This window comes from Patulibacter sp., assembly GCF_030655195.1.
GTDB lineage: Bacteria > Actinomycetota > Thermoleophilia > Solirubrobacterales > Solirubrobacteraceae > Patulibacter.
Window position 1 is genome coordinate 1 of the sequence record NZ_JAURWA010000007.1, and the last position, 22,879, is coordinate 22,879.

At 73.8% G+C, this 22,879-nt stretch carries 18 protein-coding genes and 1 pseudogene; 12 read left to right on the forward strand and 7 right to left on the reverse strand.

Annotated features, from left to right (window positions below):
* The 5 genes and pseudogenes from Q7T67_RS00560 to Q7T67_RS00580 all read right to left on the reverse strand — a co-directional run.
* A pseudogene (locus tag Q7T67_RS00560) lies at nt 1-1,220 on the reverse strand (hypothetical protein); the annotation flags it as partial.
* 3 nt (nt 1,221-1,223) lie between these two features.
* Nucleotides 1,224-3,632: an ABC transporter permease gene (locus tag Q7T67_RS00565; RefSeq protein ID WP_304785375.1), complete on the reverse strand. Its 2,409-nt coding sequence runs from the start codon at nt 3,630-3,632 to the stop codon at nt 1,224-1,226.
* Nucleotides 3,629-4,315 (reverse strand): ABC transporter ATP-binding protein, encoded by a 687-nt coding sequence (locus tag Q7T67_RS00570; RefSeq protein ID WP_304785376.1) that lies wholly within the window; start codon nt 4,313-4,315, stop codon nt 3,629-3,631. Before Q7T67_RS00570 ends, Q7T67_RS00565 begins: the two co-directional genes overlap by 4 nt.
* 119 nt (nt 4,316-4,434) lie before the next feature.
* Nucleotides 4,435-4,941: a hypothetical protein gene (locus tag Q7T67_RS00575; RefSeq protein WP_304785377.1), complete on the reverse strand. Its 507-nt coding sequence runs from the start codon at nt 4,939-4,941 to the stop codon at nt 4,435-4,437.
* Between the two features lie 68 nt (nt 4,942-5,009).
* Nucleotides 5,010-6,524: a GAF domain-containing protein gene (locus tag Q7T67_RS00580; RefSeq protein WP_304785378.1), complete on the reverse strand. Its 1,515-nt coding sequence runs from the start codon at nt 6,522-6,524 to the stop codon at nt 5,010-5,012.
* 248 nt (nt 6,525-6,772) lie between these two features.
* On the opposite strand from Q7T67_RS00580, the gene Q7T67_RS00585 reads away from it, so the two are divergent.
* The 10 genes from Q7T67_RS00585 (at nt 6,773) to Q7T67_RS00630 (ending at nt 17,872) form a co-directional block, all read left to right on the forward strand.
* Complete coding sequence (locus Q7T67_RS00585) at nt 6,773-7,732, forward strand: IclR family transcriptional regulator (protein WP_304785379.1); 960 nt, start codon at nt 6,773-6,775, stop codon at nt 7,730-7,732.
* Nucleotides 7,733-7,935: 203 nt separating this feature from the next.
* Nucleotides 7,936-9,600, forward strand: a complete 1,665-nt coding sequence (locus Q7T67_RS00590) for a hypothetical protein (RefSeq protein WP_304785380.1) — start codon at nt 7,936-7,938, stop codon at nt 9,598-9,600.
* A gap of 198 nt (nt 9,601-9,798) precedes the next feature.
* The gene (locus tag Q7T67_RS00595) at nt 9,799-10,851 is read left to right on the forward strand and encodes an NADH:ubiquinone reductase (Na(+)-transporting) subunit F (protein ID WP_304785381.1); all 1,053 of its coding nucleotides are present in this window, start codon (nt 9,799-9,801) and stop codon (nt 10,849-10,851) included.
* Nucleotides 10,848-11,969, forward strand: a complete 1,122-nt coding sequence (locus Q7T67_RS00600; protein WP_304785382.1) for an aromatic/alkene monooxygenase hydroxylase subunit beta — start codon at nt 10,848-10,850, stop codon at nt 11,967-11,969. Before Q7T67_RS00595 ends, Q7T67_RS00600 begins: the two co-directional genes overlap by 4 nt.
* Before the next feature lies 1 nt (nt 11,970).
* Nucleotides 11,971-12,324, forward strand: a complete 354-nt coding sequence (gene mimD, locus Q7T67_RS00605; RefSeq protein ID WP_304785383.1) for a propane 2-monooxygenase effector subunit MimD — start codon at nt 11,971-11,973, stop codon at nt 12,322-12,324.
* A gap of 204 nt (nt 12,325-12,528) precedes the next feature.
* A complete protein-coding gene (locus Q7T67_RS00610; protein WP_304785384.1) occupies nt 12,529-13,584 on the forward strand; it encodes an amidohydrolase family protein in 1,056 nt (351 codons plus the stop codon).
* A complete protein-coding gene (locus Q7T67_RS00615) occupies nt 13,581-14,276 on the forward strand; it encodes a metal-sulfur cluster assembly factor (protein ID WP_304785385.1) in 696 nt (231 codons plus the stop codon). Before Q7T67_RS00610 ends, Q7T67_RS00615 begins: the two co-directional genes overlap by 4 nt.
* Nucleotides 14,273-15,337 carry an NAD(P)-dependent alcohol dehydrogenase gene (locus Q7T67_RS00620; protein ID WP_304785386.1) on the forward strand — a complete coding sequence of 355 codons (1,065 nt, stop codon included), beginning with the start codon at nt 14,273-14,275 and terminating at the stop codon, nt 15,335-15,337. Before Q7T67_RS00615 ends, Q7T67_RS00620 begins: the two co-directional genes overlap by 4 nt.
* Nucleotides 15,338-15,355: 18 nt before the next feature.
* The gene (gene groL, locus Q7T67_RS00625; protein ID WP_304785387.1) at nt 15,356-17,011 is read left to right on the forward strand and encodes a chaperonin GroEL; all 1,656 of its coding nucleotides are present in this window, start codon (nt 15,356-15,358) and stop codon (nt 17,009-17,011) included.
* Nucleotides 17,012-17,197: 186 nt separating this feature from the next.
* Nucleotides 17,198-17,872: a GPR1/FUN34/YaaH family transporter gene (locus tag Q7T67_RS00630; RefSeq protein ID WP_304785388.1), complete on the forward strand. Its 675-nt coding sequence runs from the start codon at nt 17,198-17,200 to the stop codon at nt 17,870-17,872.
* Between the two features lie 328 nt (nt 17,873-18,200).
* Here the strand turns inward: Q7T67_RS00630 and Q7T67_RS00635 are convergent, their stop codons facing one another.
* Both Q7T67_RS00635 and Q7T67_RS00640 read right to left on the reverse strand, forming a co-directional pair.
* Nucleotides 18,201-18,446: a hypothetical protein gene (locus tag Q7T67_RS00635; protein WP_304785389.1), complete on the reverse strand. Its 246-nt coding sequence runs from the start codon at nt 18,444-18,446 to the stop codon at nt 18,201-18,203.
* A gap of 57 nt (nt 18,447-18,503) precedes the next feature.
* On the reverse strand, nt 18,504-19,202 hold the full coding sequence (locus Q7T67_RS00640; protein ID WP_304785390.1) for a TetR family transcriptional regulator: 699 nt from the start codon (nt 19,200-19,202) through the stop codon (nt 18,504-18,506).
* Between the two features lie 120 nt (nt 19,203-19,322).
* Here Q7T67_RS00640 and Q7T67_RS00645 point away from each other — a divergent pair, with 120 nt between their 5' ends.
* A complete protein-coding gene (locus Q7T67_RS00645; protein WP_304785391.1) occupies nt 19,323-21,908 on the forward strand; it encodes an alpha/beta hydrolase domain-containing protein in 2,586 nt (861 codons plus the stop codon).
* A 194-nt stretch (nt 21,909-22,102) separates the two neighbouring features.
* Complete coding sequence (locus tag Q7T67_RS00650) at nt 22,103-22,609, forward strand: hypothetical protein (protein ID WP_304785392.1); 507 nt, start codon at nt 22,103-22,105, stop codon at nt 22,607-22,609.
* The last annotated feature ends 270 nt before the right edge of the window (nt 22,610-22,879 follow it).

Here is a 22,879-nt window from a genome sequence, read left to right on the forward strand (position 1 = left end):
CTCAGCAGCGTGATGCCCCCGCTGCCACCGCCGAGGTTCACCGCGAAGCAGGCCAGGCCGGCCGCGGCCAGCCGGCGGACCGTCTCGTCGCCGGTCAGCAGCCGTCGGGACGGGTCGGGGCGAACGGCCTCGGTCGTCCCCGGCAGCCGTCCCGCGGCGAGCAGGTCGTTCACCGCGGCCTGGGCGGCCTCGGCGTCGCGGGGGATCGTGCGGGCGAACTCCGGGTCCGGCGTGACGAGGCGCCGGGCGCCGACCGCCACGGCGCGCAGGGCGGGGGTCGCCTGGACCTCGCCGCCGACGAGGACGTCGTGGTTGCCCGGGACGACGGCCACCGGGCTCCGCAGGCCCGGCGCGGTGAACGTGCGACGGGCGGACGTCAGGAGGCCGGGCTCGCGGGGCGGGTCGACGTCGGGGCGGTAGAAGAAGGGGTCGGCGTTGTCGGCGCCCTGCAGCGTGCGGGCGTCGAACGGGCGGACGCGCCCGCCCTTCAGCGTCGTGATCGCCGCGTCGAGCTCGTTCTGCTGGTCGTTGTCGATCAGGTCGCCGGTCACCACCGTGAGCCCGGGGGCCAGCGCGTTGACCGTGCGTGTGGCCGCGGCGAGGGTCTGGAGGGTCAGCGGCTCCTGTGGCCGGAAGACCGGCGTGAACGGCGCACCGAGGCGGTCGAGGAACGGCACCCGGGCGGGGGACGCCGTGTCGCGGACGTGCGTGTCGGTCAGCTGGGCGACCGTCGCGAGGACGCGTCCCGGGGCCGGGGCGGGGGCGTCGCCCGTGGCACCGTCGCCGGCGGGGCGGTCCGACGGCGCGTCGCCGCCGGCACCGTCGGATCCCGTGGTGTCGGACCCCGCGCCGCCGGATCTCGAACCGGGCCGGCCACCGTCCGCGGCCGACCCGGTGCCGTCACCGGAGCCCGATCCGTCCGCGCCCGTGCCGCCGTCGCCCCCCGATCCGCTGTCGGCGGGCCGACCGCTCTCGCCGCCGGGGCCCAGCAGATCCGTCCGGTCGCGGAGCGGGGCGCCGGGGCCCGTGGTCAGCTCGCCGCTGCCGGTCGGGTCCCGGACGGTGACGTCGAGGGTCGAGCCGACCGTCGGTCCGTCCCCCTTCCCGCCGCCCGCGACGAGGACCACGACGAGGACGACGAGGACGACGAGCAGCGCCGCGGCGGCGAGGGCCGCGACGAGCCGGCGGCGACGGATGGTCGATACGGGAGGGGCGCTCACGGCTCAGCCCTCCCGGAGCCCGAGGACGGGCGGCTCGGCGACGACCCGGCGGGCGACCCAGGCGCCGGCCAGGACGGCGAAGCCGACGAAGCCGCCCGTCACCGCGACGACGGCCCCGGCCGACGCCGCGGTGCCCAGGTCCGCGTAGCCGGCCGCGAGCTGCGAGACGACGGGGGAGAACACGAGACGCTGCAGCAGGAACGCGACGAGCGCCCCGGGGAGCGCGAGGACGAGGCCCGCGCCCAGCAGCACCCGGACGACGGTGGGCGTCGCGGCGCCCTGGGCGCGCAGGAGCGCCAGCGTCGGGCGACGCTCCCGGGCGGTCAGCGCGAGCGCCTGGATCAGCGCGTACAGGCAGACGAGCCCGTCCAGCACGGCGACGGCCTTCAGCACCGTGGCGAGGGTGTCGAGGAACGCGCGATTGCTCGTCGTGGCGCCGCCGACGGCCGTGGGCGTCGCGCCGATCGCCGCCAGCCGGCGCCCCACCTCGTCGCGGTCCGCGCCGTCCTCCAGCCGGACGGCCACGTCGGGCTGCAGACCGGGATCGGCCGCGAGCAGGCGGTCGGGGCGGGCGAACGCGACGCGGCCGTCGTCCTGCAGCGCCCGGACGGTGCCGACGACCCGGAACCGCGCCTCGCCGCCGCTCTGCAGCTGGACCGCGAGGGTGCCACCGGTGCCGAGCCCCAGCGCGGTCGCCAGCCCGGTGCCGATCTCGACCTCGCCGGGCCCGCGGACCCGGCGGCCGTCCGCCAGCGGCGGGTTGACGAAGCGCTCGAGGTCGCCGCGAAACGCGGTGATCTTCACCGGCTCGCCGAGGGCGAACGAGTCCGCACCGCGCGTCTCGTACCGCTCGCCGGCGTCGGCGACGCCGGGCACCGCCCTGATCGCCGCCAGGCCACCGCCGTCCGGGGCCCGCACCGTCAGGGCGTACCGGGTGCCCACCGCGCTGGGATCGTCGCGCAGAGCCACGAGCAACGAGGCCAGGCCGAGCATCAGCAGGATCACGCCGCCGGAGACGCCGAGGACGCCGATCGTGGCGCCCGCACGGCCGGGCCGGGCGAGGACGAGCTTCGCCCCCAGGCCGAGGAACCCGGTGCGCCCGGCGGTGCGCGGGGCGCGATCGCCGGCGCCGGCACGTCGGGTGGCGCGGTCGTCCGGCCGGGTCCCGTCCGATCCGCGGTCCTGCCCGGCGCGCCACCCCCGCCATCGACCGCGCAGCGCCCCCTCGGTCAGCGTGCCGCCGCGCAGCAGCGCCACCGGGGGCCGCCCGGCCGCGCGCCACGCCGGCCACCCCGCCGCGCCCGCCGCGATCGCGGCGAGCAGCAGGACGAGGCCGGTGAGGGGGAGGATCAGGGCGGCCCCGGGCGGCGTCTCGTTGAGCGCCGCGAGCAGGTCGCCGCTGGGTCCCTGGATCACGAACGCGCCGAGCGCGACGCCGGCCCCGCCCGCCACCAGCCCGATCAGGCCCGCCGACAGCGCCTGCTCACCGGCGACGGTCCCGCGCGGCACGCCGATCGCCCGCTGCACGCCGATCACGGGCAGCCGCCGCGCGACCTCGGACGCCGCCTGCGAGGCGAGCATCGTCGTGGCGGCGATCAGGGCGATGAGCGAGAACGCGACGAGCAGGGCGATGACCACGCCGGCGGCCTGGTCGATGATCAGCCGGACGCCGGTGCGGGTGACGAAGCGCAGGTTCCCCACGCCGTAGGTCGTCGCCCGCGCCTGCTGCAGCGTGACGTCGGTGCGTCCTCGGTCGTGGGTCCAGACGAGCGCCTGGTTGACCCGGAAGACGCCGCCCAGCCGGGACTCCAGCGCGGTGCCCGACAGGTAGACCCGGGGGGCCGTGGCGAGCGGGAACGCCACGTTGTCCGGGGCGATCGAGACCCCGACGATCGTCACGCGGCCGAGCTGCCCGACCCGCAGCGTGTCGCCGACCCCGAGGTCCCAGGTGCGGGCGAGGCCCTGTTCGATCACGACCTCGCGGGTCGAGCCGCCGGTCCTCGGCAGGTCGCGGCCGGCGACGATCGCGTACCCCCGCCGTGCCGTCGTGTCGACGAGCTGCAGCGACCCGCGGCTCGAGAAGTTCGACCCCGAGCGCAGGCGGACGTTGGGCACCTCGGTCCGCGGCGCGTACGCGGCCACGTTGGGCAGCGCCTCGATCCGGTCGCGGATCCGGTCCGGCGGCTGGTCGGCGAAGCGGGCGACGATGTCGGGCAGGTCGGAGCGCTCGGCCGCGCGGTCGAAGCCGCCGCCCAGCGCCAGGGACACCGTCAGCGCCGCCCCGGCCATGGCGCCGGCGACGAGGATGCCGACCGCCGCGAGCACGGTCCGGCGTCGGCCCGAGCGCAGCAGCGAGAGCGCGCCGCGGAGCAGTCGGCCGGCCGCGGTCGCGGGGCGCCGGGCGCCCCTCACGCTCCGCCGACCGCGCCGGGGAGGGCGGCCCGCAGCCGCCCGTCGACGAGCGTCACGGTCCGGTCGGCCATCGCGCTCGTGCGCGGTTCGTGCGTCACGACGACGACCGCGCGGTCGGCCGTGGCCGCCGACCGCAGCAGGTCGAGCACCGCCGCGCCGGACTCCTCGTCGAGGTTGCCCGTCGGCTCGTCGGCCAGCAGGACGGGCGGGTCGAGCACCAGCGCGCGGGCGACCGCGAGCCGCTGCTGCTCCCCGCCGGAGAGCTCGTGCGGCCTGCGCCGTGCCGCGTCGCCCAGGCCGAGCCGCTCGATCAGCTCGCGTCCGTGGGCCGGCGCGGACCGCGGCGCACCCGGAAGGCGGGTGGGCAGCAGCACGTTCTCCTCGCCCGTCAGCTCGGGCACCAGGTGGAAGAACTGGAAGACGAAGCCCACGCGCCGGCGCCGGAAGGCCGACAGCGCCCGCTCGGAGCGCCCGTCGACCCGCTCGCCGGCGACCTCGATCGTGCCCGCCTCGGGCCGGTCCAGCGCCCCGACGAGGTGCAGCAGGGTGCTCTTGCCGGTGCCCGACCGCCCGACGATCGCGACGACCTCGCCCGCGGCGACGTCGAGGTCCGCGCCGTCGAGGACACGCCGGGCGGCGCGGCCGCTGCCGTACGTCTTCACGAGTCCGCGGGCGGCGATCACTCCCCTTGACGGTAGGGCAGCGGGTCGGCCGCCGTGCCGGACCGGGACGAAGGTCCTGCCGGTCCGTCGCGCACGAGGCGGTTCACGCGGCGCCGGGGGCCGTCGGGCCCGCGCGGTCCTCAGCCCGTCGGGTCGACCGCGTTGGGGTCGTACGCGAACGGGTCGTACGGCAGGTCGGGGTGACCGCCGGGGGCGTCGAGGGCGTAGGTCCGCAGCTCCCCGCTTTCGCCGTCGAACGCGACCGCGCGGTCCAGCGTGTACTGCTGGTCGGCCGGAATCGCCCCGCGCAGCTCGCCGAGCTGACGCGAGACGTAGCCCATCGCGGTCATCGTCTGGATGCGCGTGGCGAAGAGCTCCCGCCCGACGTGCAGGGCGTTGTCGCGCAGGGCCTCGGCGAGCGTCGGCGGCAGGTCGTCGATCCCGGTGATCTCCTCGGACACCCACCGCGCCAGCTCGTGGGTGCTGCGGTCGACGACGGCCACGCGGGAGTAGAAGCCGTAGAAGAGCTGGTGCAGCGCGTCGGGCCGGTCGGCGGCGGCCAGCCCCTGGGCGAACGAGCGCAGGCTCGACTCCAGCGTGGGCGGGTCGCCCGCGGACGCGGCGTGGGTCTCGTGGGCGGTCGACATGCCGGCGAGCCTCCCAGCGCGCCCGGGGAGAGGCAAAGAACACGGGTTTCCCCGATCCGCCGGTGCGGTCAGGCGGGCGCCGCCAGGTGGCGGCGCAGGCCCGACACCCGCGCGACCGCGAGCGGCCGTCGCGGGTCGCGTGTGGGCAGGCGACGGAGGAACCGACTCCAGGCGATCAGGTCGTCCTCGCCCCCGGACCCGTCGACCCAGGCCCACAGGGCCTCGAGGTCGTCGGACTGCAGCACCGACTCGCGGACCCAGGCGTGCAGGTGGTCGCGGACTCGGACGACCCCCGGCGCCTCCGACCGGGGGAGCAGCCCGACGCCATGGCGCTCGGCGGCCTCGCGGACGGCCCCCGCGTCGAGCAGGTCGTGCAGCGTGCGCAGGTCGCACGCGCACCCGGGTGCCAGGCCGTAGGGCTCGGACGTCAACCAGGGACCCAGCAGCTTCCGCAGGCGCGACACCTCGACGCGGACGGTGCCGGCCTTGGCGTGGTCGCCGTAGAGCCCGGCCCCGAGCCGCTCGACGCTGAGCCCGTCGGGGCTCGACACCAGCAGCGCGAGGATCTCGGCCTGCCGGCGGCGCAAGGTCAGCGTCGCGCCGTCGACGACGACCACCGGCTCCGGCCCGAGCAGGTCCAGGCGCGGCGGCGACCGGTCCGGGGCGGCCGGGCGCGTCGACCCCGTGCGAGCGGGACCGACGAGGAACGCCCCGCCGTGCTGGACGCGCTCGACCTCGGTGACGTCGGCGCCGACGACGGCGAGCCGACCGTCCTCGGGGCGGCGCTGCACCTGCAGCGCCGCCCGTCGCCAGGCGGGGTTGGCGGCGATCACGCGGCCGTGTGCGGACACCAGCGCGCGGGGCTCGCGGCCGCCGGCGACCCGCACCCCCAGCCGCTCGACGAGCCGCGCGTCGGCCTCCTGCATCGCGGAACGCAGCTGCATCTCGACGGCCCGGGCGGTGGCGACGGCCACCGACAGCGCGTGCGGGTGGACCGTGCTCATCCGGCTGGTCAGGTCGATGACCCCGAGGAGCGCCCCGCTGTCGGGGTCGTGCACGGGGCACGCCGAGCAGGTCCAGGTCTGCACCTGTTCGTGGAAGTGCTCGGCGGCGAAGACCTGCACGGCGTGGTCGGCGGCCAGGGCCGTCCCCACCGCGTTGGTGCCCGCGCCGGACTCGCTCCAGAGGGTGCCGGGGGCGAAGTTCATCGCCTCGGCGGCGCGCCGGACGCCCGGGGGACCGTCGACCCAGAGCAACATGCCGCGGGCGTCGGCGACGACGACCAGGTGGGAGTCGTCCATGATCGGCGCGAGGCACTCGGCGATGAGCGGGCGCACCGCCTGGAGGGGGTGGGCCTCCCACCGCGCGGCGGTCTCGTCCTCGTCGGCGATCATCGGGGCGACGGCGGCCCCGTCGTGGGCGACCCCTGCGTCCTGGCAGCGATCCCACGAGGCCGCGATCGGGGGTCGCAGACCCGAAGAGTCCTCCGAGCCCTCGACGAACCCCTCCCACGCCCGGCGCAGGAGCCGTGCCCGCGTCTGGGGCGGGGTCCTCTCGTCGACTGCCAGCCAGGGGTTGGCCATGGGGTGCCTCCTCTGGGACCACCGTAACGGCGTCCACGGTCCGGTGGGGACGAATGCGGCGCGACGGTCGGCGACCGGGTCCCGTACCCGTCGCCCGCCCCTCCGACGCATGGACACGCGTCCGCGTGTAGCGCTCGTGCAACACGCGAGCCGGTAGACCGACGCCACACGCGATGCGGTGGGCTCCCGACGGAGCCCTCGGCGGCCCTCGCCGTCCCACGTCGTGCCCCACGAGACGGACAGGACCCATGGACGCACCTCACCCGGCCCCGGAGGCCAGCGCCACCCCGACCGAGCGCTCCGGCGGGTCCATGACCACAGCCCGCAGCGCGCTGCAGGCCCTCGCCCTGCTGCAGGAGCGCCCCGAGGGCGTCCGTGCGGAGGAGGTCGCCGCCGCGATCGGCAAGAGCCTGTCGACGGCCTACTACGTCCTGCGCGCGCTCTGCGAGGAGGGGTTCGCGACCCACGACGACCGGGGTGGGCTGTTCCGCGCCGAGGCCCGGTCGGTCGCCCCGCCGGGGCCGGCGGGCGGGCCGGCGCGCGAGTTGTCGCTGGCCGCCCTGGCGGACGAGCTCTTCGCCCGCACCCACAAGCGCTCCTACGTCGGGGTGCTCGACGGCGGCGCGATCGAGATCGTCGAGGTCCGGGGGCGGCAGGGCCTGCCACGGCTCCCCGGGATGGGCGACCGCATCTCCGACGTCGCGCACGCATCGGCGATGGGCAAGGTGGTCCTCTCGCTGATGCGCGGGGTGGCGGTCGACCGGTACGTGGCCCGGGGCCTGAAGGTCGTGGCACCGGCGACGGTCACCGATCCCGTGGTGCTGCGCGAGCAGCTCGCACAGGCCCGGGTCGACGGGTTCGCGACCGACGTCGAGGAGCTCGCGGAGGACTTCTGCTGCGTGGCCGCCCCCGTCTTCGGGCAGGACGGCGGGCTTCGCGCCGTCGCCGGCATCTCGATGTCGCGCCGCGCGTTCGAGGAGTCCCTCGACGTCCTCTCGCGCGCCGTGCGCGAGGTCGCGGGGACGAAGCTCACGATCCCCGGGCATGGCGCTCCCGCGCGTCCCGCTGCGGCGGGCGGCGGCACCCCGCCCCGGGACGCCGAGGCGACGGTGACCGGGACGTCCGCACGGCTCTCCCCGCCGCGCCCCGCGGGTCCCGGTGGGGTCCGCCGCGTTCCAAGCATGGTGGGAAAGACCAGCGTTTCTTGACCCTGCGCCCGGACCGGGCGTACGTTCGATCCATCGGAAGCACCCACCCCGGCAGCACGCCGGGACGGGCCATCCGCCGGCGGTTCCCGAAGGACGAGCGGGGCCGCCGAGGCACACGAGGACCCTCATCCACCGCACCCGAAGCCGACGCCCCTGGGCGCGGTGGACGGCCCCTGTCCTTCACAGCAACGAGGAGCAACCAAGTGAGCCGCGCGAGCATCACCAAGGCGCACGAGAAGATCCAGGAGCTCTCCTGGGATCCGACGTTCGTCACCCCCGTCGAGAAGTACGCCACGGACTACACGTTCGAGAAGGCGCCGAAGAAGGACCCGCTCAAGCAGGTCCTCCGCTCCTACTTCCCGATGGAGGAGGAGAAGGACAACCGCGTCTTCGGCGCCATGGACGGCGCCATCCGCGGCAACATGTTCCGCCAGGTCCAGGAGCGCTGGATGGAGTGGCAGAAGCTCTTCCTGGCGATCATCCCGTTCCCGGAGATCTCGGCCGCCCGCGCCATGCCGCTGGCCATCGGCGCGGTGCCGAACCCCGAGCTCCACAACGGCCTCGCGATCCAGATGATCGACGAGGTCCGGCACAGCACGATTCAGATGAACCTGAAGCGGCTGTACATGAACCACTACATCGACCCCGCCGGGTTCGACATCACCGAGAAGGCGTTCTCCAACTGCTACGCCGGCACCATCGGTCGCCAGTTCGGCGAGGGCTTCATCACCGGCGACGCGATCACCGCGGCGAACATGTATCTGACGATCGTGGCGGAGACGGCGTTCACGAACGTCCTCTTCGTGGCGATGCCGGGCGAGGCCGCCGCCAACGGCGACTACCTGCTGCCGACGGTCTTCCACTCGGTGCAGTCCGACGAGTCGCGGCACATCTCCAACGGCTACTCGATCATCCTCATGGCGCTCGCCGACGAGCGCAACCGCGAGCTGCTCGAGCGCGACCTGCGCTACGCCTGGTGGAACAACCACGCGGTCGTGGACGCCGCCATCGGCACGTTCATCGAGTACGGCACGAAGGACCGCCGCAAGGAGCGCGACTCCTACGCCGAGATGTGGCGCAAGTGGATCTACGACGACTACTACCGCTCGTACCTGCTGCCGCTCGAGAAGTACGGCCTCACGATCCCGCACGACCTCGTCGAGGAGTCCTGGAACCGCATCTGGAACAAGGGCTACATCCACGAGACGGCGCAGTTCTTCTCCACCGGGTGGCCGCTGAACTTCTGGCGCATCGACGGGATGGACGACACCGACTTCGAGTGGTTCGAGCACAAGTACCCGGGCTGGTACGACAAGTACGGCACCTGGTGGGAGCGCTACACCGAGATGTCCAAGCGGGCGGCCGGCGGCGCGCCGATCACCTTCAACGCCGGGGCGGACTACGAGTACCCGCACCGCTGCTGGAGCTGCATGGTGCCGTGCCTGATCCGTGAGGACATCGTCATGGACGAGGTCGACGGGCAGGTCCGCACGTACTGCTCCGAGGGCTGCCACTGGACCGACACCGTCGCGTTCCGCCCGGAGTACATGGGTCGGCCGACCCCGGCCATGGGCAAGCTCACGGGCAAGCGCGAGTGGGAGACGATGTACGACGGGGTCGACCTCGCCGAGGTCGTCGAGGACCTGGGCTACGTCCGCGACGACGGGAAGACCACGATCCCGCAGCCGCACCTGGACCTGAACCCGGACAAGATGTGGACGCTGGACGACCTCCGCGGCTACACCGTCGGCAGCCCGAACGTCGCGCTCAACGGGCTGAGCCCCGAGGACCGCGAGTCCGCGATGTCCAAGTACCGCCGCGGCGGACCGGGCGGTCGCCCGGCCCGCGAGCCGATCGCCGCCGACTGATCGGGCCGCGTCGACGACCCGGTCCTCCCGCCGCGCCCTACCGCGGCGACCGGACCGGGCCGCACCGGGGACACCCGTCCCCGGAGCACCACGCCAGCGCGCGCCGTCGATCACCCGATCGCCGGCGCACCGCGGGACGCCGGCCACGCCGCCTCCCGACCACCGCACGACACGCCCCCGACGGGGCGGGGGAGCCCCATGGGCGACAAGCACACGATCCGGCTCCAGCCGGTGGACATCGAGTTCCAGGTCGACGAGGACGAGACGATCCTCGACGGCGCCTTCCGCCAGGGCCTGATGCTGATGCACGGGTGCAAGGAGGGCCAGTGCGCGGCCTGCAAGTCGTTCGTCCTCGAGGGCGAGGTCGACATGGACAAGTACTCGACGTTCGCGCTGCCGGACTTCGAGGAGGAGGAGGGCTGGACCCTGCTCTGCAAGGCCCACGCGGTCTCCGACGTCGACATCGAGCTCGTCAACTACGACGAGGAGGTCCTGCGCAGCGGGATCCCGACCAAGGAGGTCGTGGTGACGGTCGCCGAGCTCGAGCCGCTGACGTCCGACATCTGGCGCCTGGCGCTGGATCTGGACCCCGCCGACGAGTTCGAGTACAAGCCCGGGCAGTACGTCGACATCACGGTGCCGGGCACCGACGACGTCCGCAGCTTCTCGATGGCCAGCGTGCCTTCGACCCCGAACCGGCTGGAGTTCATGATCCGCCACTACCCCGGCGGCAAGTTCGCCGGGGGCTTCGCGGACGGCACCCTGCAGCCGGGCCACCGGCTGGACGTCAAGGGCCCGTTCGGCAGCTTCACGCTGCGCGAACGCCCCGAGCGCCGGCTGCTCTTCATCGGCGGCGGCGCCGGCATGGCGCCGATCGTCTCGCTCCTGCGGGCCCGCCGCGAGGCCGGCTGCACCCGCCGGTCGGTCTTCTACTACGGGGCCCGCGGCACCGCGGACCTCTTCCAGGTCGACGAGCTCGAGGGCCTGCAGCAGCAGCTCGCGGACTTCGCGTTCGTCCCCGTCCTCTCCGACGCCGACCCGGGTCCGGACTGGACCGGCGAGACCGGGTTCGTCACCGATGTCGTGCGGCGCCTCGAGGGCGACCTGCGCGACGTCGACGCCTACCTCTGCGGACCCCCGCCGATGGTCGACGCCGCGATGGAGCTCCTGCTCGGGCAGGGCCTCGCGGAGGACCGCATCTACTTCGACAAGTTCACCACCAGCGCCGAGACGGAAGGCAGTTCCCTATGAGCACCACCGAAGCGAAGCCGGAAGCCACAGAAATCCCCGAGGGCCGCAACGTCCCTCGCCCGGTCTTCACGGACGCGGAGGCCGGGGCCAAGGAGTTCCCGTCCTCCACGAGCCGGAAGTACTCCTACTTCGAGCCGCGCAAGCGCAAGGCGTCGGTCTACGAGGACGTCACGGTCGACGTCCAGCCCGACAACGACCGCCACCTGCTGCAGGGCTGGATCTACGCCTTCGCGGACGGCTCCTCGGGCTACCCGAAGGAGTGGACGGGCCTGAAGTCCAGCGACTGGCACAAGTTCCTGGACCCCAACGAGGAGTGGGAGCAGACGATCTTCCGCAACGCCTCGAGCATCGTCCGCCAGGTCCAGGCGAGCGTCGCCAACGCCTCGGCGGCCGGCTCGTTCGAGACCTGGGCGAAGAGCTGGACCCGCGTCGTCGAGCAGCACGTCGGGGCCTGGGCCCACGCCGAGCACGGCCTCGGGCTCTACGTCTACACGCCGGCCCAGCGCGACGGGCCGACGAACATGATCAACAACGCGCTGTCGGTCGCGGCGACGCACAAGCTGCGCTTCGCGCAGGACCTGATCCTCTACAACCTCGACCTCACCGACAAGGTCGACGGGTTCGACGGTCAGGCGCACATGGCCACGTGGCAGACCGACCCCGTCTGGGCCGGCGTCCGCGAGATGGTCGAGAACATCACAGCCACCCGGGACTGGGCGGAGCAGTTCTTCGCCACCGCGCTCGTCTTCGAGCCGCTGGTCGGCGAGCTCTTCCGCAGCCACTTCGTGATGCAGGTCGCGGCGATCCACGGCGACTTCGTGACACCGACCGTGATCGGCGGCGGCGAGGCCGACGCGGCCCGCGAGCAGCGCGGCGCCCGGCACCTCTTCGAGCTGCTGGTCAAGGACGAGGCACACGGCCCCGCCAACGTCGCCCTGCTGAACGAATGGGCCGCCAAGTGGGCCCCGCAGGCCGAGAAGGCCGCGCGCCTGCTGCAGCCGATCTGGTCGCAGATCCCCGAGAAGACCCTGCGCTTCGAGGACTCCTACGACCGGGCCCAGGCCCGGTTCTCCAGCCAACTCTCCGACCTCGGCATCTCGACGCCCGAAGGAGCCTGACATGAGCAGCACCGAGCAGTTCAAGGTCGACCGCACGATCTCCGACCGTTGCGGGGTCACCCTGATGAACAACCAGGTCGGCCACGTCGTCACCCAGGTGATGTCGAGCAAGCCGAACATCACGGTCACCGAGCTCCCGTCGATGATCCGCGTCGACGGGGTCGATGAGATCGAGTTCAACTACGCCGAGATCGCGGAGGCGCTCGGCTGGGAGGACTTCGGCAACGACGACTTCGAGGAGATCATGTCGACCCACTACGGGCGCATGATCGTGCTCGACGACAAGATCCTCATGCTCGCCAGCCCCGAGGCGGCGGCGAAGTACACGGGCTTCGACCTCAAGGTCGTCGACTGACCGGCGTCGCCCGTCGCCGTCCCCGCCCGCGGGGCCGGCGACCGCGGGCGACCACCGAGGACCTCACCGCGGTCCGCGCCGAGCACGGCCGGTCCGCGGAGCACCACGACCGGACGCCCGTCGCGTCCGCCGGACGCCGCAGGGCCGGACCCCGCGCGTCGCTACCGCTTTGCAGGCACACACCCCCCTCACAGGAGCAGCACCATGTACGAGAAGGATGGCGAGCAGTACTTCATCGTCGACAGCCACCTCCACTTCTGGGACGCGAGCCCCGAGAACTGGGTGCCCGGCCAGGAGGAATACGCCAAGGGCTTCATCTCCTGCTTCCACGACTACCAGTCGCTCGGGCCGCCGGAGACCCACGACACCATCGAGAAGTTCCGCAAGCAGACGGTCGAGGAGTTCCGACGGCACGTGTTCGATGAGGGCAAGGTCGACTTCGGGATCCTCGAGTCCACCGCGCTGAAGGACTGGTACGCGAAGGGCTTCAACGCGGTCGAGCAGAACGCCGTCCTCCTCGACCAGTTCCCGGGCAAGCTGCGCGTCAACGGGAGCTTCGATCCCCGCAACGGCGAGGCCGGCCTGCAGCGGCTCGAGCAGGACGCGGAGACCTACGACCTCAAGGGCGTGAAGCTCTACACGGCCGAGTGGAAGGGCGCCTCGCGCGGCTGGCGGCTCGACGACCCGGCGGCGATCCCGTACTTCGAGAAGTGCCTCGAGCTCGGGATCACGAACATCCACGTCCACAAGGGCCCGACGATCTGGCCGATGGACAAGGACGCCTTCGACGTGTCCGATGTCGATCACGTCGCCACGGACTTCCAGGGCCTGAACTTCATCATCGAGCACGTCGGCCTGCCCCGGATCGAGGACTTCTGCTTCATGGCGACGCAGGAGCCCAACGTCTACGCCGGGCTCTCCGTCGTCACCGGCGGACTGATGCACGCCCGCCCGCGCTTCTTCGCGAAGGTCATGGGCGAGCTGCTGTTCTGGGTCGGCGAGGACAAGATGCTGTTCGGCTCCGACTACGGCATCTGGACGCCGAAGTGGCAGATCGAGGGCCTGTTGGACTGGGACTACCCGGACGACACGTACTCGGACTTCCCCCGCTGGACCGACGCGAGCAAGCGCAAGGTCCTTGGGCTCAACGCCGCGAAGCTCTACGGCCTCGACGTCCCCGAGCACCTGCGGCTCGCGCCCGACCAGGGGACGCCGGCGGCGAAGGACGACGCCAAGCTCGTGAGCGGCGGCGTGCTGTGAGCACCGCCGACCGGGTGCTCGAGGCGTTGGGGGAGGTGTACGACCCCGAGCTCGACGAGCCGATCACGGACCTGCGCTTCGTCACGTCCTGCGACGTCTCGCCCGACGGCGATGTCGAGGTGCGGCTGCGCCTGCCGACGCCGCAGTGCGCGCCGAACTTCGCGTTCCTCATGGTCGCCGACGCTCGCGCAGCGATCGTCGGCGTACCCGGCGTCCGTCGCGTCCACGTCGTGCTCGAGGACCACTACACCGGGCGCGAGATCAACGACGCGGTCGACGCCGAAGGCGGCTATGAGGCCGCGTTCCCCGGTGAGGGCACCGAGCGGGTCGACGCGCTGCGGTCCCTGTTCCACCGCAAGGCGCTCGTCGCCCGGCAGTGGCGCGTCTACGAGCGCCTGATCGCCGCCGGCGAGCGGCCGGGAGAGGTGTCCTCGTGGGTGCTCGCCGAGCTGCCCGACGGCGACGCCGACGTGCGGCGCTGCGACGAGCTGCGCCGCGCCCTGGGCCTCGACGTCCGTCCGGAGGCGCCCGCGTTCGTGCGCCCCGACGGCTCGCCGATCGCCGCGCAGGACCTCGACCGCTGGCGCCGCTCCGGCCGGCTCATCAACACGAGCCTGGAACTCAACGGCGGCATGTGCCGCCAGCTCCTGCAGAACCGGCACGGCCTGGCCCCTGAGGAGGTGCACGCATGATCGCCGCGCGACTGCACAGGTACCACGAGGCGCTCCAGGTCGAGTCGATCGCGGAGCCGAGGGCGACCGAGCCGCACGACGTGATCGTGCGGGTCGGCGGCGCCGGGCTGTGCCGGACGGACCTGCACGTGCAGGAGGGGCAGTGGGCGGTCAACTCCCAGGTGGAGCTGCCCTACGTGCTCGGCCATGAGAACGCCGGCTGGGTCCACGAGATCGGCTCGGCCGTCACGAACGTGGCGGTCGGCGACACCGTGATCCTGCACCCGCTCGTCACCTGCGGCCTCTGCCGCGCGTGCCGGGCCGGCGACGACGTGCACTGCGAGAACAACCTCTTCCCGGGCATCTCGGTCGACGGCGGGTTCGCCGACCTGATCAAGACCAACGCCCGGGCGGTCGTGAAGCTCGACCCGATCCTGCACCCCAAGGACATCGCTGCGCTGGCCGACGCCGGGCTGACCGCGTACCACGCGATCAAGAAGGCGGCGGCGCTGCTGCACCCCGGGACCCGCGCGGTCGTCATCGGCGCCGGCGGCCTGGGCCACATCGGCATCCAGGTCCTCAAGGCGCTGACGCCGGCGGAGATCATCGTGCTGGACCCCTCCGACGACGCGCTGGCGCTCGCCGGCGAGCTCGGCGCGGACCGCACCGTCAAGGTCGAGAAGACCGCCCGGGGTGCGGACCACGGGGTGCACCGCGACACGATCATGGAGCTCACCGACGGCCACGGCGCCGAGGCGGTCATCGACTTCGTCGGCGAGCGCGGCGCCATCCAGGACGGCATCGCCGTCCTGCGCAACGCCGGCTCGTACTTCGTGATCGGCTACGGGGAAGACCTCGTCGTCCCCACCATCGACGTGATCTCGAGAGAGATCAACTTCGTCGGCAACCTCGTCGGGTCCTACAACGACCTGTCCGAGCTGATGACGCTGACCGCCCAGGGCAAGGTCAGCCTCCACACCACCGCGTACCCGCTGGACGCCGTCAACGACGCGCTCGCGGACCTCGACAACGGACGCCTGCGCGGCCGGGGGATCCTCATCCCCTCCGGCGCCGGCGAGTAAAGGCACAAGGCACACACCATGGGCAAGGTCCTCTTCTACAACCACGACGCCCGGCGGCTGCTGCAGGCCGGCGTCGACGAGCTCGCCGACGCGGTCAAGGTGACGCTCGGGCCGAAGGGACGCAACGTCGTCCTGGAGCGCCTGGCCGGCGCGCCGGTCATCACGAACGACGGCGTCTCGATCGCCCGTGAGATCGAGCTGACGAACCCCTACAAGAACATGGGGGCGCAGCTCGTCCGCGAGGTCGCCAACAAGACCTCCGACATGACGGGCGACGGCACCACGACCGCCACCCTGCTGGCGCAGGCACTGGTCCGCGAGGGCATGCGGACCATCGAGGACGGCGCCAACCCGATGCTGCTGCGGCGCGGTATCGAGACCGCCGTCGAGCGCGTCGTCGCGGCGCTCGTCGAGAGCGCCAGGCCGGTCACCGACGCCGACGGCCTCGAGCACGTCGCCACGATCGCCGCCAAGGAGGACGGCCGCGTCGGTGCCGCGATCGCCCAGGCGCTCGAACGCGTCGGCACCGACGGGGTCGTCACGGTCGAGGAGCAGATCCCGCCGCGCATCGATGTCGACTTCGCCGAAGGCGTCCAGATCGAGAACGGCTTCATCTCGCCGTACTTCGCCAAGGACCAGTTGCGCATGGAGACCGTGCTGGAGAACCCGCTGATCCTCCTGACGACGAAGCCGATCTCGGCCGTCCAGGACCTGATGCCGGCGATCCAGGCGGCGCAGGGCGGCAGTCCGCGGCCGATCCTCATCATCGCGGAGAAGGTCGACGGCGCCGCGCTGGGGATGCTCGTCTCGAGCACCACGCACGGGACGCTCGAGGCCGCCGCGATCCGCGCGCCGGGCTTCGGGCACCGGCGCATCCAGCACCTGACCGACCTCGCGGCGTTCGTCGGTGGCAGCGTGCTCTGCGACGAGACCGGCCTGAAGATCGAGGACATGGAGCGCTCCTGGTTCGGCACCGCCCGGCGCGTCATCGTCGGCGCGGACTCCACGACCGTCATCGAGGGCGGCGGTACGCCCGAGGCCCTGGCGACGCGCCTGACGCAGATCCGGAACGAGGTCGCGCGGGCGGACGACGATTCCACGGACTGGGAGGTCGCGAAGGAGCGCCTGGCCAAGCTCGCCAGCAAGCTCGCGGTCATCCGGGTCGGTGCTGCGACCGACGTCGAGCTGCGCGAGAAGCGCCACCGCACGATGGGCGCACTGGCCGCGACCCGTGCGGCGGTCGCCGAGGGCATCGTCCCCGGCGGGGGCACCGCGCTCCTTCGCGCGGCGGACGCGATCGACGGGCACGGCCTCGACGGCGACTACGCCGTCGGCGCGGGGATCGTCCAGAGCGTCCTCCACGAGCCGCTCTACTGGGTCGCCACGAACGCCGGCTACGACGGCACCGCCGTCGTCGACCGGGTGCGCGGAATGCCCGAGGGGCACGGCCTGGACGCGATGACCGGCGAGTTCGGCGACCTGATCGAGCGGGGCGTCATCGACCCCGTCAAGGTCGTCCGCCTGACCCTGCAGCACGCCGCCTCGGTGGCCGCGCTGCTCCTGACCACCGAGGCGATCGTCGCCGAGCAGCTGCTCGCGCAGCCCGGGGCGATCCTCGCCCCCGGCTTCGGCGACCTCGCCGAGGGCCTCGAGCGCCCCTCGTCGCCCGTCTGAACTCCACCCGTCGTCGCCCGCGCCGTGCGGGAGACGACGAACGGAGCCCGGGAGGGGACGACGGCGGGCCTTCCGCCGCCGACCCGTCCCGGGTGAGCACCGCTCGTCCCCGTCCGCCTCGTGCGGACGGGGACCCTCGGACCCCGGCGCATCCCGCACCGGGGAGACCAGAGAGAGGGAGGAGCCATGTCGGCCCCCACCGCCACCACACCCGTCGTCCCGGACGACGCCATCTCCATCCAACACGACCCGGTAGCCGTCACCGTCGTCTCCTCGACGTCGCCGATGGACGCCGGAGACCCGTCGATCCTCGGCCTGCCGATCTTCGCCGCCGCCTCGATCGCCCTGGGCCTCACGCTGATCGGCCTCGTCTCCGACGCCGCCGCCGGCACCCCGATCGCGATCATCTTCGCGGCCACGGGCATCGGCCTCCTGATCTCGACCGTCTGGGCGATCCGTGTCGGGCAGACGATGGTCGCATCGGTCTTCGGGCTCTTCGCCGGCTTCTGGCTCAGCTACGCCGCGCTCGTCCTCGGGCTCACGCACAACTGGTACCTCGTGCCGGCCGGCGACATCGCGGACACCCAGCTGATCTTCCAGATCACCTGGGCCGTCGTCTTCGGCGCCCTGACGTTCGCGAGCGTGCGGCTCCCGTCGGGCTTCACGCTCGTCTTCGGCCTCGTCGTGCTGTCGCTGGTGCTCCTGATCATCGGCAACCTGACCACCTCGACGTTCCCGGTGCGACTCGCCGGCATCACCGCGCTCGCCTTCGCAGGCGTCGGCGTCTACCTGTTCCTCGCCGCGGCCTCCGCCGCCACGGGCGGACGTTCCTACTCGATCGGTCGGCCCTTGGCCCGCTGAGGTCCGCGACCGTCCCGCGCTCCGGCGCGGGACGTGACGGGCACCGCCGCCCGATCGGGCCCGGCCCGTCCACCTCCGGGGAACGCCAGTGTGCCGGCGGACCTCGGTGGGTGGGCGGGCCGTCGTGCGTTGATGGCAGGCCTCGGGCGGTCCAGGACGTCGGCCGGGGCCGGCCGCCGCTTCCGGTGGCCGCGGCGGCCGGGTCTGGAGCGCCAACCGACGCCGGCCCACCCGAGGCGGGGCACTCCTGGGCTGGGCCCGGCGACCGACCCGAACCTGGGCGCGTTCGCCCCGCAGATCGGCGCGAAGGTTCGGGAGAGCCGGGCGGTCACGCCTCCCGGGCGGTGTCGAGCAGAGCCGGGGGGAGGACCGAGTCCGGGGATCCCGCCACGCGGATGCCCACGAGGCGGCCGTAGTGGTCGAGGTCCAAGGTCAGGGCGTCGAGCGTCGGGACGCGGTCCGCGGCGTCGAGCTCGTCCAGGGCGATCGACTCGCGGACGATGGAGGCGTCGCCGGGCATCAGGTGCACGTAGGCGCCGCCGTCTTCGGTGAGGGTGACGACGATCTCGGCCATGCCCGACCATTCCACGTGGCCGGTTCCCTCGCGGAGAAGCAGCGTTCTCCGGCGCCCTCAGGCGCCTGGGCCCGGCTCCCCCGTCACCCCCGGCGACGCGGAGCTCCACCCGGCGATGCCCAGTGCGAGCAGCCGCAGGCGTCGCCGGGCCCGCTCGCCGACCGCCAGCTGCTCCGCGGGGGTCTCGGCCGTCACGAGCTCGGCGATCGCCTCCGCCATCAGCCCGACGAGCATGCCCGCCAGGAGCTGCACGTCGGCGGTCGCCCACGCCCGGATCCGCGGATCGCGCATCAGGTCGACCGCGAGGTCGCGCTCGAACAGCTCGAGCTGCGCCTCGATCGCACGGCGGAGCGCCGGCGAGCCGCCCCGCCGCTCGCGGGTGAGGAACCGGAACCGCTCGCGGTGCTCGGCCGTGAAGCGCAGCACGATCTGCGCGGAGCCGACCGCCGACAGCCCGCGCTCGGTGTCCGCCCGGGCCAGGCGGATGCTCTCGTGCAGCGCCTCGAAGCTCGCCTCGACGAGCGCGAGGCCCAGGGCCTCCGCGTCGTCGAAGTGGCGGTAGATCGCGGCGGGGGCGACGCCCGCCACCCGGGCGACGTGCCGCAGGCTCAGTCCCTCGAACCCGTGGTCCTCGAGCAGCGTGAAGGCCGCCTCGAGCAGACGGGCGCGGGTGGCGCGCTTGCCCGCGGCACGCGCTCCGCCTGCGGGCGGCGAGGGCGAACGCGTGTCCACCGGACGGACGGACGATGACGACACGCGCCGATCCTAAGGTTTTCCCGCAAGGGAAGCGAGCATCTCTACGGTGATCGCGTGATCACCCAAAGTCGTACCGGGCCCGAGCACCCCGGAGCGGCGACCACCGAACAGGAGAGCGCTGTGCCCCACCCACGCAGGACCTCGACCATCGCCACCGCGGCCCTCGCCGCCGGCGTCCTCGCCCTCGCGGTACCCACGGCCCACGCCGCACCGTCCGACGTCCCGACGCCGACCGTCAGCGGGCCGATCCCGGTCACCGCCACCTCGCGGCCGTTCCTCTCGTCCGACCTCGACCTCGCAGCCCGCGGCTACGTCGAGCGCGAGTACGAGCTCTCCGGCGGCGCCGTCCGCTACGCCGCGCCGACGGGCACCGCCACCTCCGCCCCGGCCGCCGACGGCCCCGGTGCGAACGGCACCTACCCGTACAAGACCCGCATGGTGGTCCGGCGTCCCCTGGACCCCGCCAAGTTCAACGGCACCACGATCGTCGAGTGGCAGAACGTCACCGCCGGCTTCGACATCGAGTGGAACTGGTTCAACGACCCCGAGTACCTGATGTCCAAGGGGTACGCCTGGGTCGGCGTGTCCGCCCAGCGCACGGGAATCAACGCCCTGAAGGGCTGGAACCCCGCGCGCTACGGCACCCTCGACGCCGGCGCCGGCAACGTGGACGTGTCGTACGACATCTTCTCCCAGGCGGCCAAGGCGGTCCGCGGGTCCTACAGCGGCCGCGACCCGCTCGGCGGCCTCGAGACCCAGACGGTGATCGCCAGCGGCGAGTCGCAGTCCGGCAGCCGCCTGAACAGCTACTACAACGGCATCCAGGCGACCGCCCAGCTGGTCGACGGCTTCTTCATCACCGTCTCGGGCCCGCCGGCCGGCGGTCTGCGCACCGACCTGCCCAACAAGGTCATGCGCCTGCTGTCGGAGCGCGAGGTCACGGCGCGTCCCGCCGCGCCGGAGGTCGACTCCCCGACCCTCCGTCGCTGGGAGGTCGCGGGCGGCTCCCACCTGCCCGAGGTCGCCTACCGCAACTGGGCCCCGTCGGCCACCCGCGACCTGGGCCCGCAGACCGTGGAGTGCCAGCGCCCGCCGCTGTCGAAGGTGCAATGGCCCTACGTCGCCAACCGCGCGCTCGAGTCGCTCGTGGGCTGGCAGAAGGGCGGCGCCGCCCCGGCGTCCGCACCCCGCTCGGAGTACGACGGCGCCGCCGCCGGGTCCCCGCTCCTGCGCGACGCCGCCGGCAACGCCGCCGGCGGCATCCGGCTCCCGGCCGTCGACGTCCCCGTCGGCCAGGAGTCGTCGATCAACGCCGCCCGGGCCGGAGCGACGACGCCGTTCAGCGCGTTCTGCGGCCTGCTGGGCTCCAGCGTGCCGTTCGAGTTCCCGGCGCTCGAGGCCCGCTACGCCGACTTCGGCGCCTACGTCGACCAGGTCGACGCCAAGGCCGACGCGCTGACCCCGTCGGGCTTCCTCGACGCCGCGGGGATCGCGCGCCTGAAGACCGACGCCCGACGCTTCACGCGCCTGCGCCCGACCGCCCCGGCCCTGACGACCGGCTCCACGCCGGCCAACGCCGGGACGTTCGGGCTGCGCTGGCGCGGGCCGGACCCCGACCGCACCGACACGACCTTCGAGCTGCAGCGCCGCAGCGCGTCGGACGCGGGCTGGGTCCCGGTCCCCGGAGCGGGCGCGGTCGATGCCCTGACGACGTCGTTCACGGCCGGCTCGCCGGCGCCCGAGGGCACGTACGCGTTCCGCCTGCGCAGCACGACGGACACCGAGGCCACGCCGGTCGAGGCGAGCCGTCGCGAGACGACCTCGTTCTCCGAGCCGCTCACGGGCGTCGTCGTGGACCGCACGGCCCCGCCGGCCCCGGACCTCGTCGTCGACCGCCTGCCCGAGAGCGGGGTCGGCGGCGGGTGGTACCGCGACCGCGTGAGCGTCACGCCGACCGCGGTCGCCGATCCGGCGCTCGCGGACGGCTCCGCCGGCTCGGGCGTCGACCCGGCGACGGTGCCGGCGGCGACCGTGCGGAGCAGCAGCGGCGCGTTCGAGGTGGCCGGTGCCACCGCCGACCGCGTCGGCAACGCGTCGCCCGTCGCCCGTCGGACGGTCCAGGTCGACGCGGACGCGCCGCTGGTCGCCGTGAGCTGCCCGTCCGGCGTCTTCGTCGGCGAGGCCGCCGCGGCGACGGTCTCCGCGGCCGACGGTGAGTCGGGCCTGCGCGACGCGGTCGCGCCGACCGCGGCCGTCGACACCTCGACGCCCGGCGTCCGCACGACGACCGTCGCGGTCGCCGACAACGTCGGCCACACGGCGAGCGCGAGCTGCACCACCCTGGTCCGGGCGCTGCCCGCGCCCGGTGCCCCGGGCGCCCAGGGCCCGGCCGGGCCCGCGGGTCCCGCCGGTCCGACCGGATCGCGCGGCCCGACCGGCGCGTCGGGCACCAAGGCGCGTGACGCGCGTGTCCGCTGCACCGCGAAGGGATCCCGTCGGGTGACGGTCACCTGCCGCGTGACCCTGACGAAGAAGGCGAAGGCGCGCATCGTCGTCCTCCGCGGCTCGAAGGTCCTGGCCCGCGCCTCGCGCGGCTCCCGCAGGACGTTCGACGTGCGGGTCCCGGGCGCGCGGCGCGGCGGGCGCTACACGGTGCTCGTCCACGTGTCCGGGCGGCCGACGCAGGCCCTCGACGCGAAGGTCTGAGGGCCTCGGGGCGACCGGCGTCGGTCGCCCCACCTCCGTCCCGTCCGCCGGTCGCGGCCCGTCCCGGGGCCGCGGCCGATCCCCGGGGTCGCGGCCCGTCCGCGTGGTCGTCCGGCCCGGCGTCCAACGTCGGCCCGGCGCAACCGTGCACCCGGGCCCTGGAACCGGGCCTCGCGCCGCGCATATCCTGGGCGATGCACTCGTTCGACGCCCTCGCCGGGGGCTGGGACGCGGTCTGCGGCGCCTCGGGCGCCCGCGGGACGCTGCGGCTCAGCGCCTTCCGCTCCGTCCGTCGGCTGCCGGGGCCGACCGCCCCGCCGGCCCACGTGGTCCGCTACCGCTGCGGCTGTGGCGACGACCACGACCTGCTGATGTCGGGCGACGAGCTCGACTGGGCACCGATCCGCTCGGCGTTCGGCGCCCACTACGACCTGATGACCGGCCGCATGGGGGAGGACCCCGACGGCGGCGTCGACCTGTGGTGGCGGTCGATGCGGCGCGGCCACTGGCCCGTCGTCCTGCACTGCGCGCACCACCCCAACCCGGTGCCCGCCTGGCCGAGCTGCCTGCGCGCCCTGGAGCCCGACGACGAGCGGGCGGTCTCGCACCTGCTCGTCCACTACGAGTGCCCGCTGTGCGAGCGCCGCGGGACGCAGCTGATGCGCCCGCAGGCGCTCGAGCTGGTGCCGCGCCTGCACTGAGCGTCGGCGGGTGGGCGGGTGGGCGGGTGTGCGGCCGGGCCGCCCGCTCTCGGGTGGGCGGGACGCCCCGTCCGCGGTTGCCGGCACCCGGCCCCTCGCGCCGGCCGCCGGCGCCCCGGGCGGGAGTCAGACGCGGGCGGCGTCGCCCGCGGGCTCGAGCAGCCCGATCGCCCGCAGGCGCCGGGTGACCCCGGCGACCACGGCGTCGCGCACCTCGTCGTCCACCAGCGCGCCCCAGGCGGCCGCGGCGCCGACGGCCTCGGCCGGCAG

Coding starts and splice junctions, on each gene's coding strand:
- Q7T67_RS00575 (WP_304785377.1), bottom strand. CDS start 4,941: ATGTCGACCGCCCACGAGACCCACGCCGCGTCCGCGGGCGACCCGCCC.
- Q7T67_RS00580 (WP_304785378.1), bottom strand. CDS start 6,524: ATGGCCAACCCCTGGCTGGCAGTCGACGAGAGGACCCCGCCCCAGACG.
- Q7T67_RS00585 (WP_304785379.1), top strand. CDS start 6,773: ATGGACGCACCTCACCCGGCCCCGGAGGCCAGCGCCACCCCGACCGAG.
- Q7T67_RS00595 (WP_304785381.1), top strand. CDS start 9,799: ATGGGCGACAAGCACACGATCCGGCTCCAGCCGGTGGACATCGAGTTC.
- Q7T67_RS00600 (WP_304785382.1), top strand. CDS start 10,848: ATGAGCACCACCGAAGCGAAGCCGGAAGCCACAGAAATCCCCGAGGGC.
- mimD (WP_304785383.1), top strand. CDS start 11,971: ATGAGCAGCACCGAGCAGTTCAAGGTCGACCGCACGATCTCCGACCGT.
- Q7T67_RS00610 (WP_304785384.1), top strand. CDS start 12,529: ATGTACGAGAAGGATGGCGAGCAGTACTTCATCGTCGACAGCCACCTC.
- Q7T67_RS00620 (WP_304785386.1), top strand. CDS start 14,273: ATGATCGCCGCGCGACTGCACAGGTACCACGAGGCGCTCCAGGTCGAG.
- groL (WP_304785387.1), top strand. CDS start 15,356: ATGGGCAAGGTCCTCTTCTACAACCACGACGCCCGGCGGCTGCTGCAG.
- Q7T67_RS00630 (WP_304785388.1), top strand. CDS start 17,198: ATGTCGGCCCCCACCGCCACCACACCCGTCGTCCCGGACGACGCCATC.
- Q7T67_RS00635 (WP_304785389.1), bottom strand. CDS start 18,446: ATGGCCGAGATCGTCGTCACCCTCACCGAAGACGGCGGCGCCTACGTG.
- Q7T67_RS00650 (WP_304785392.1), top strand. CDS start 22,103: ATGCACTCGTTCGACGCCCTCGCCGGGGGCTGGGACGCGGTCTGCGGC.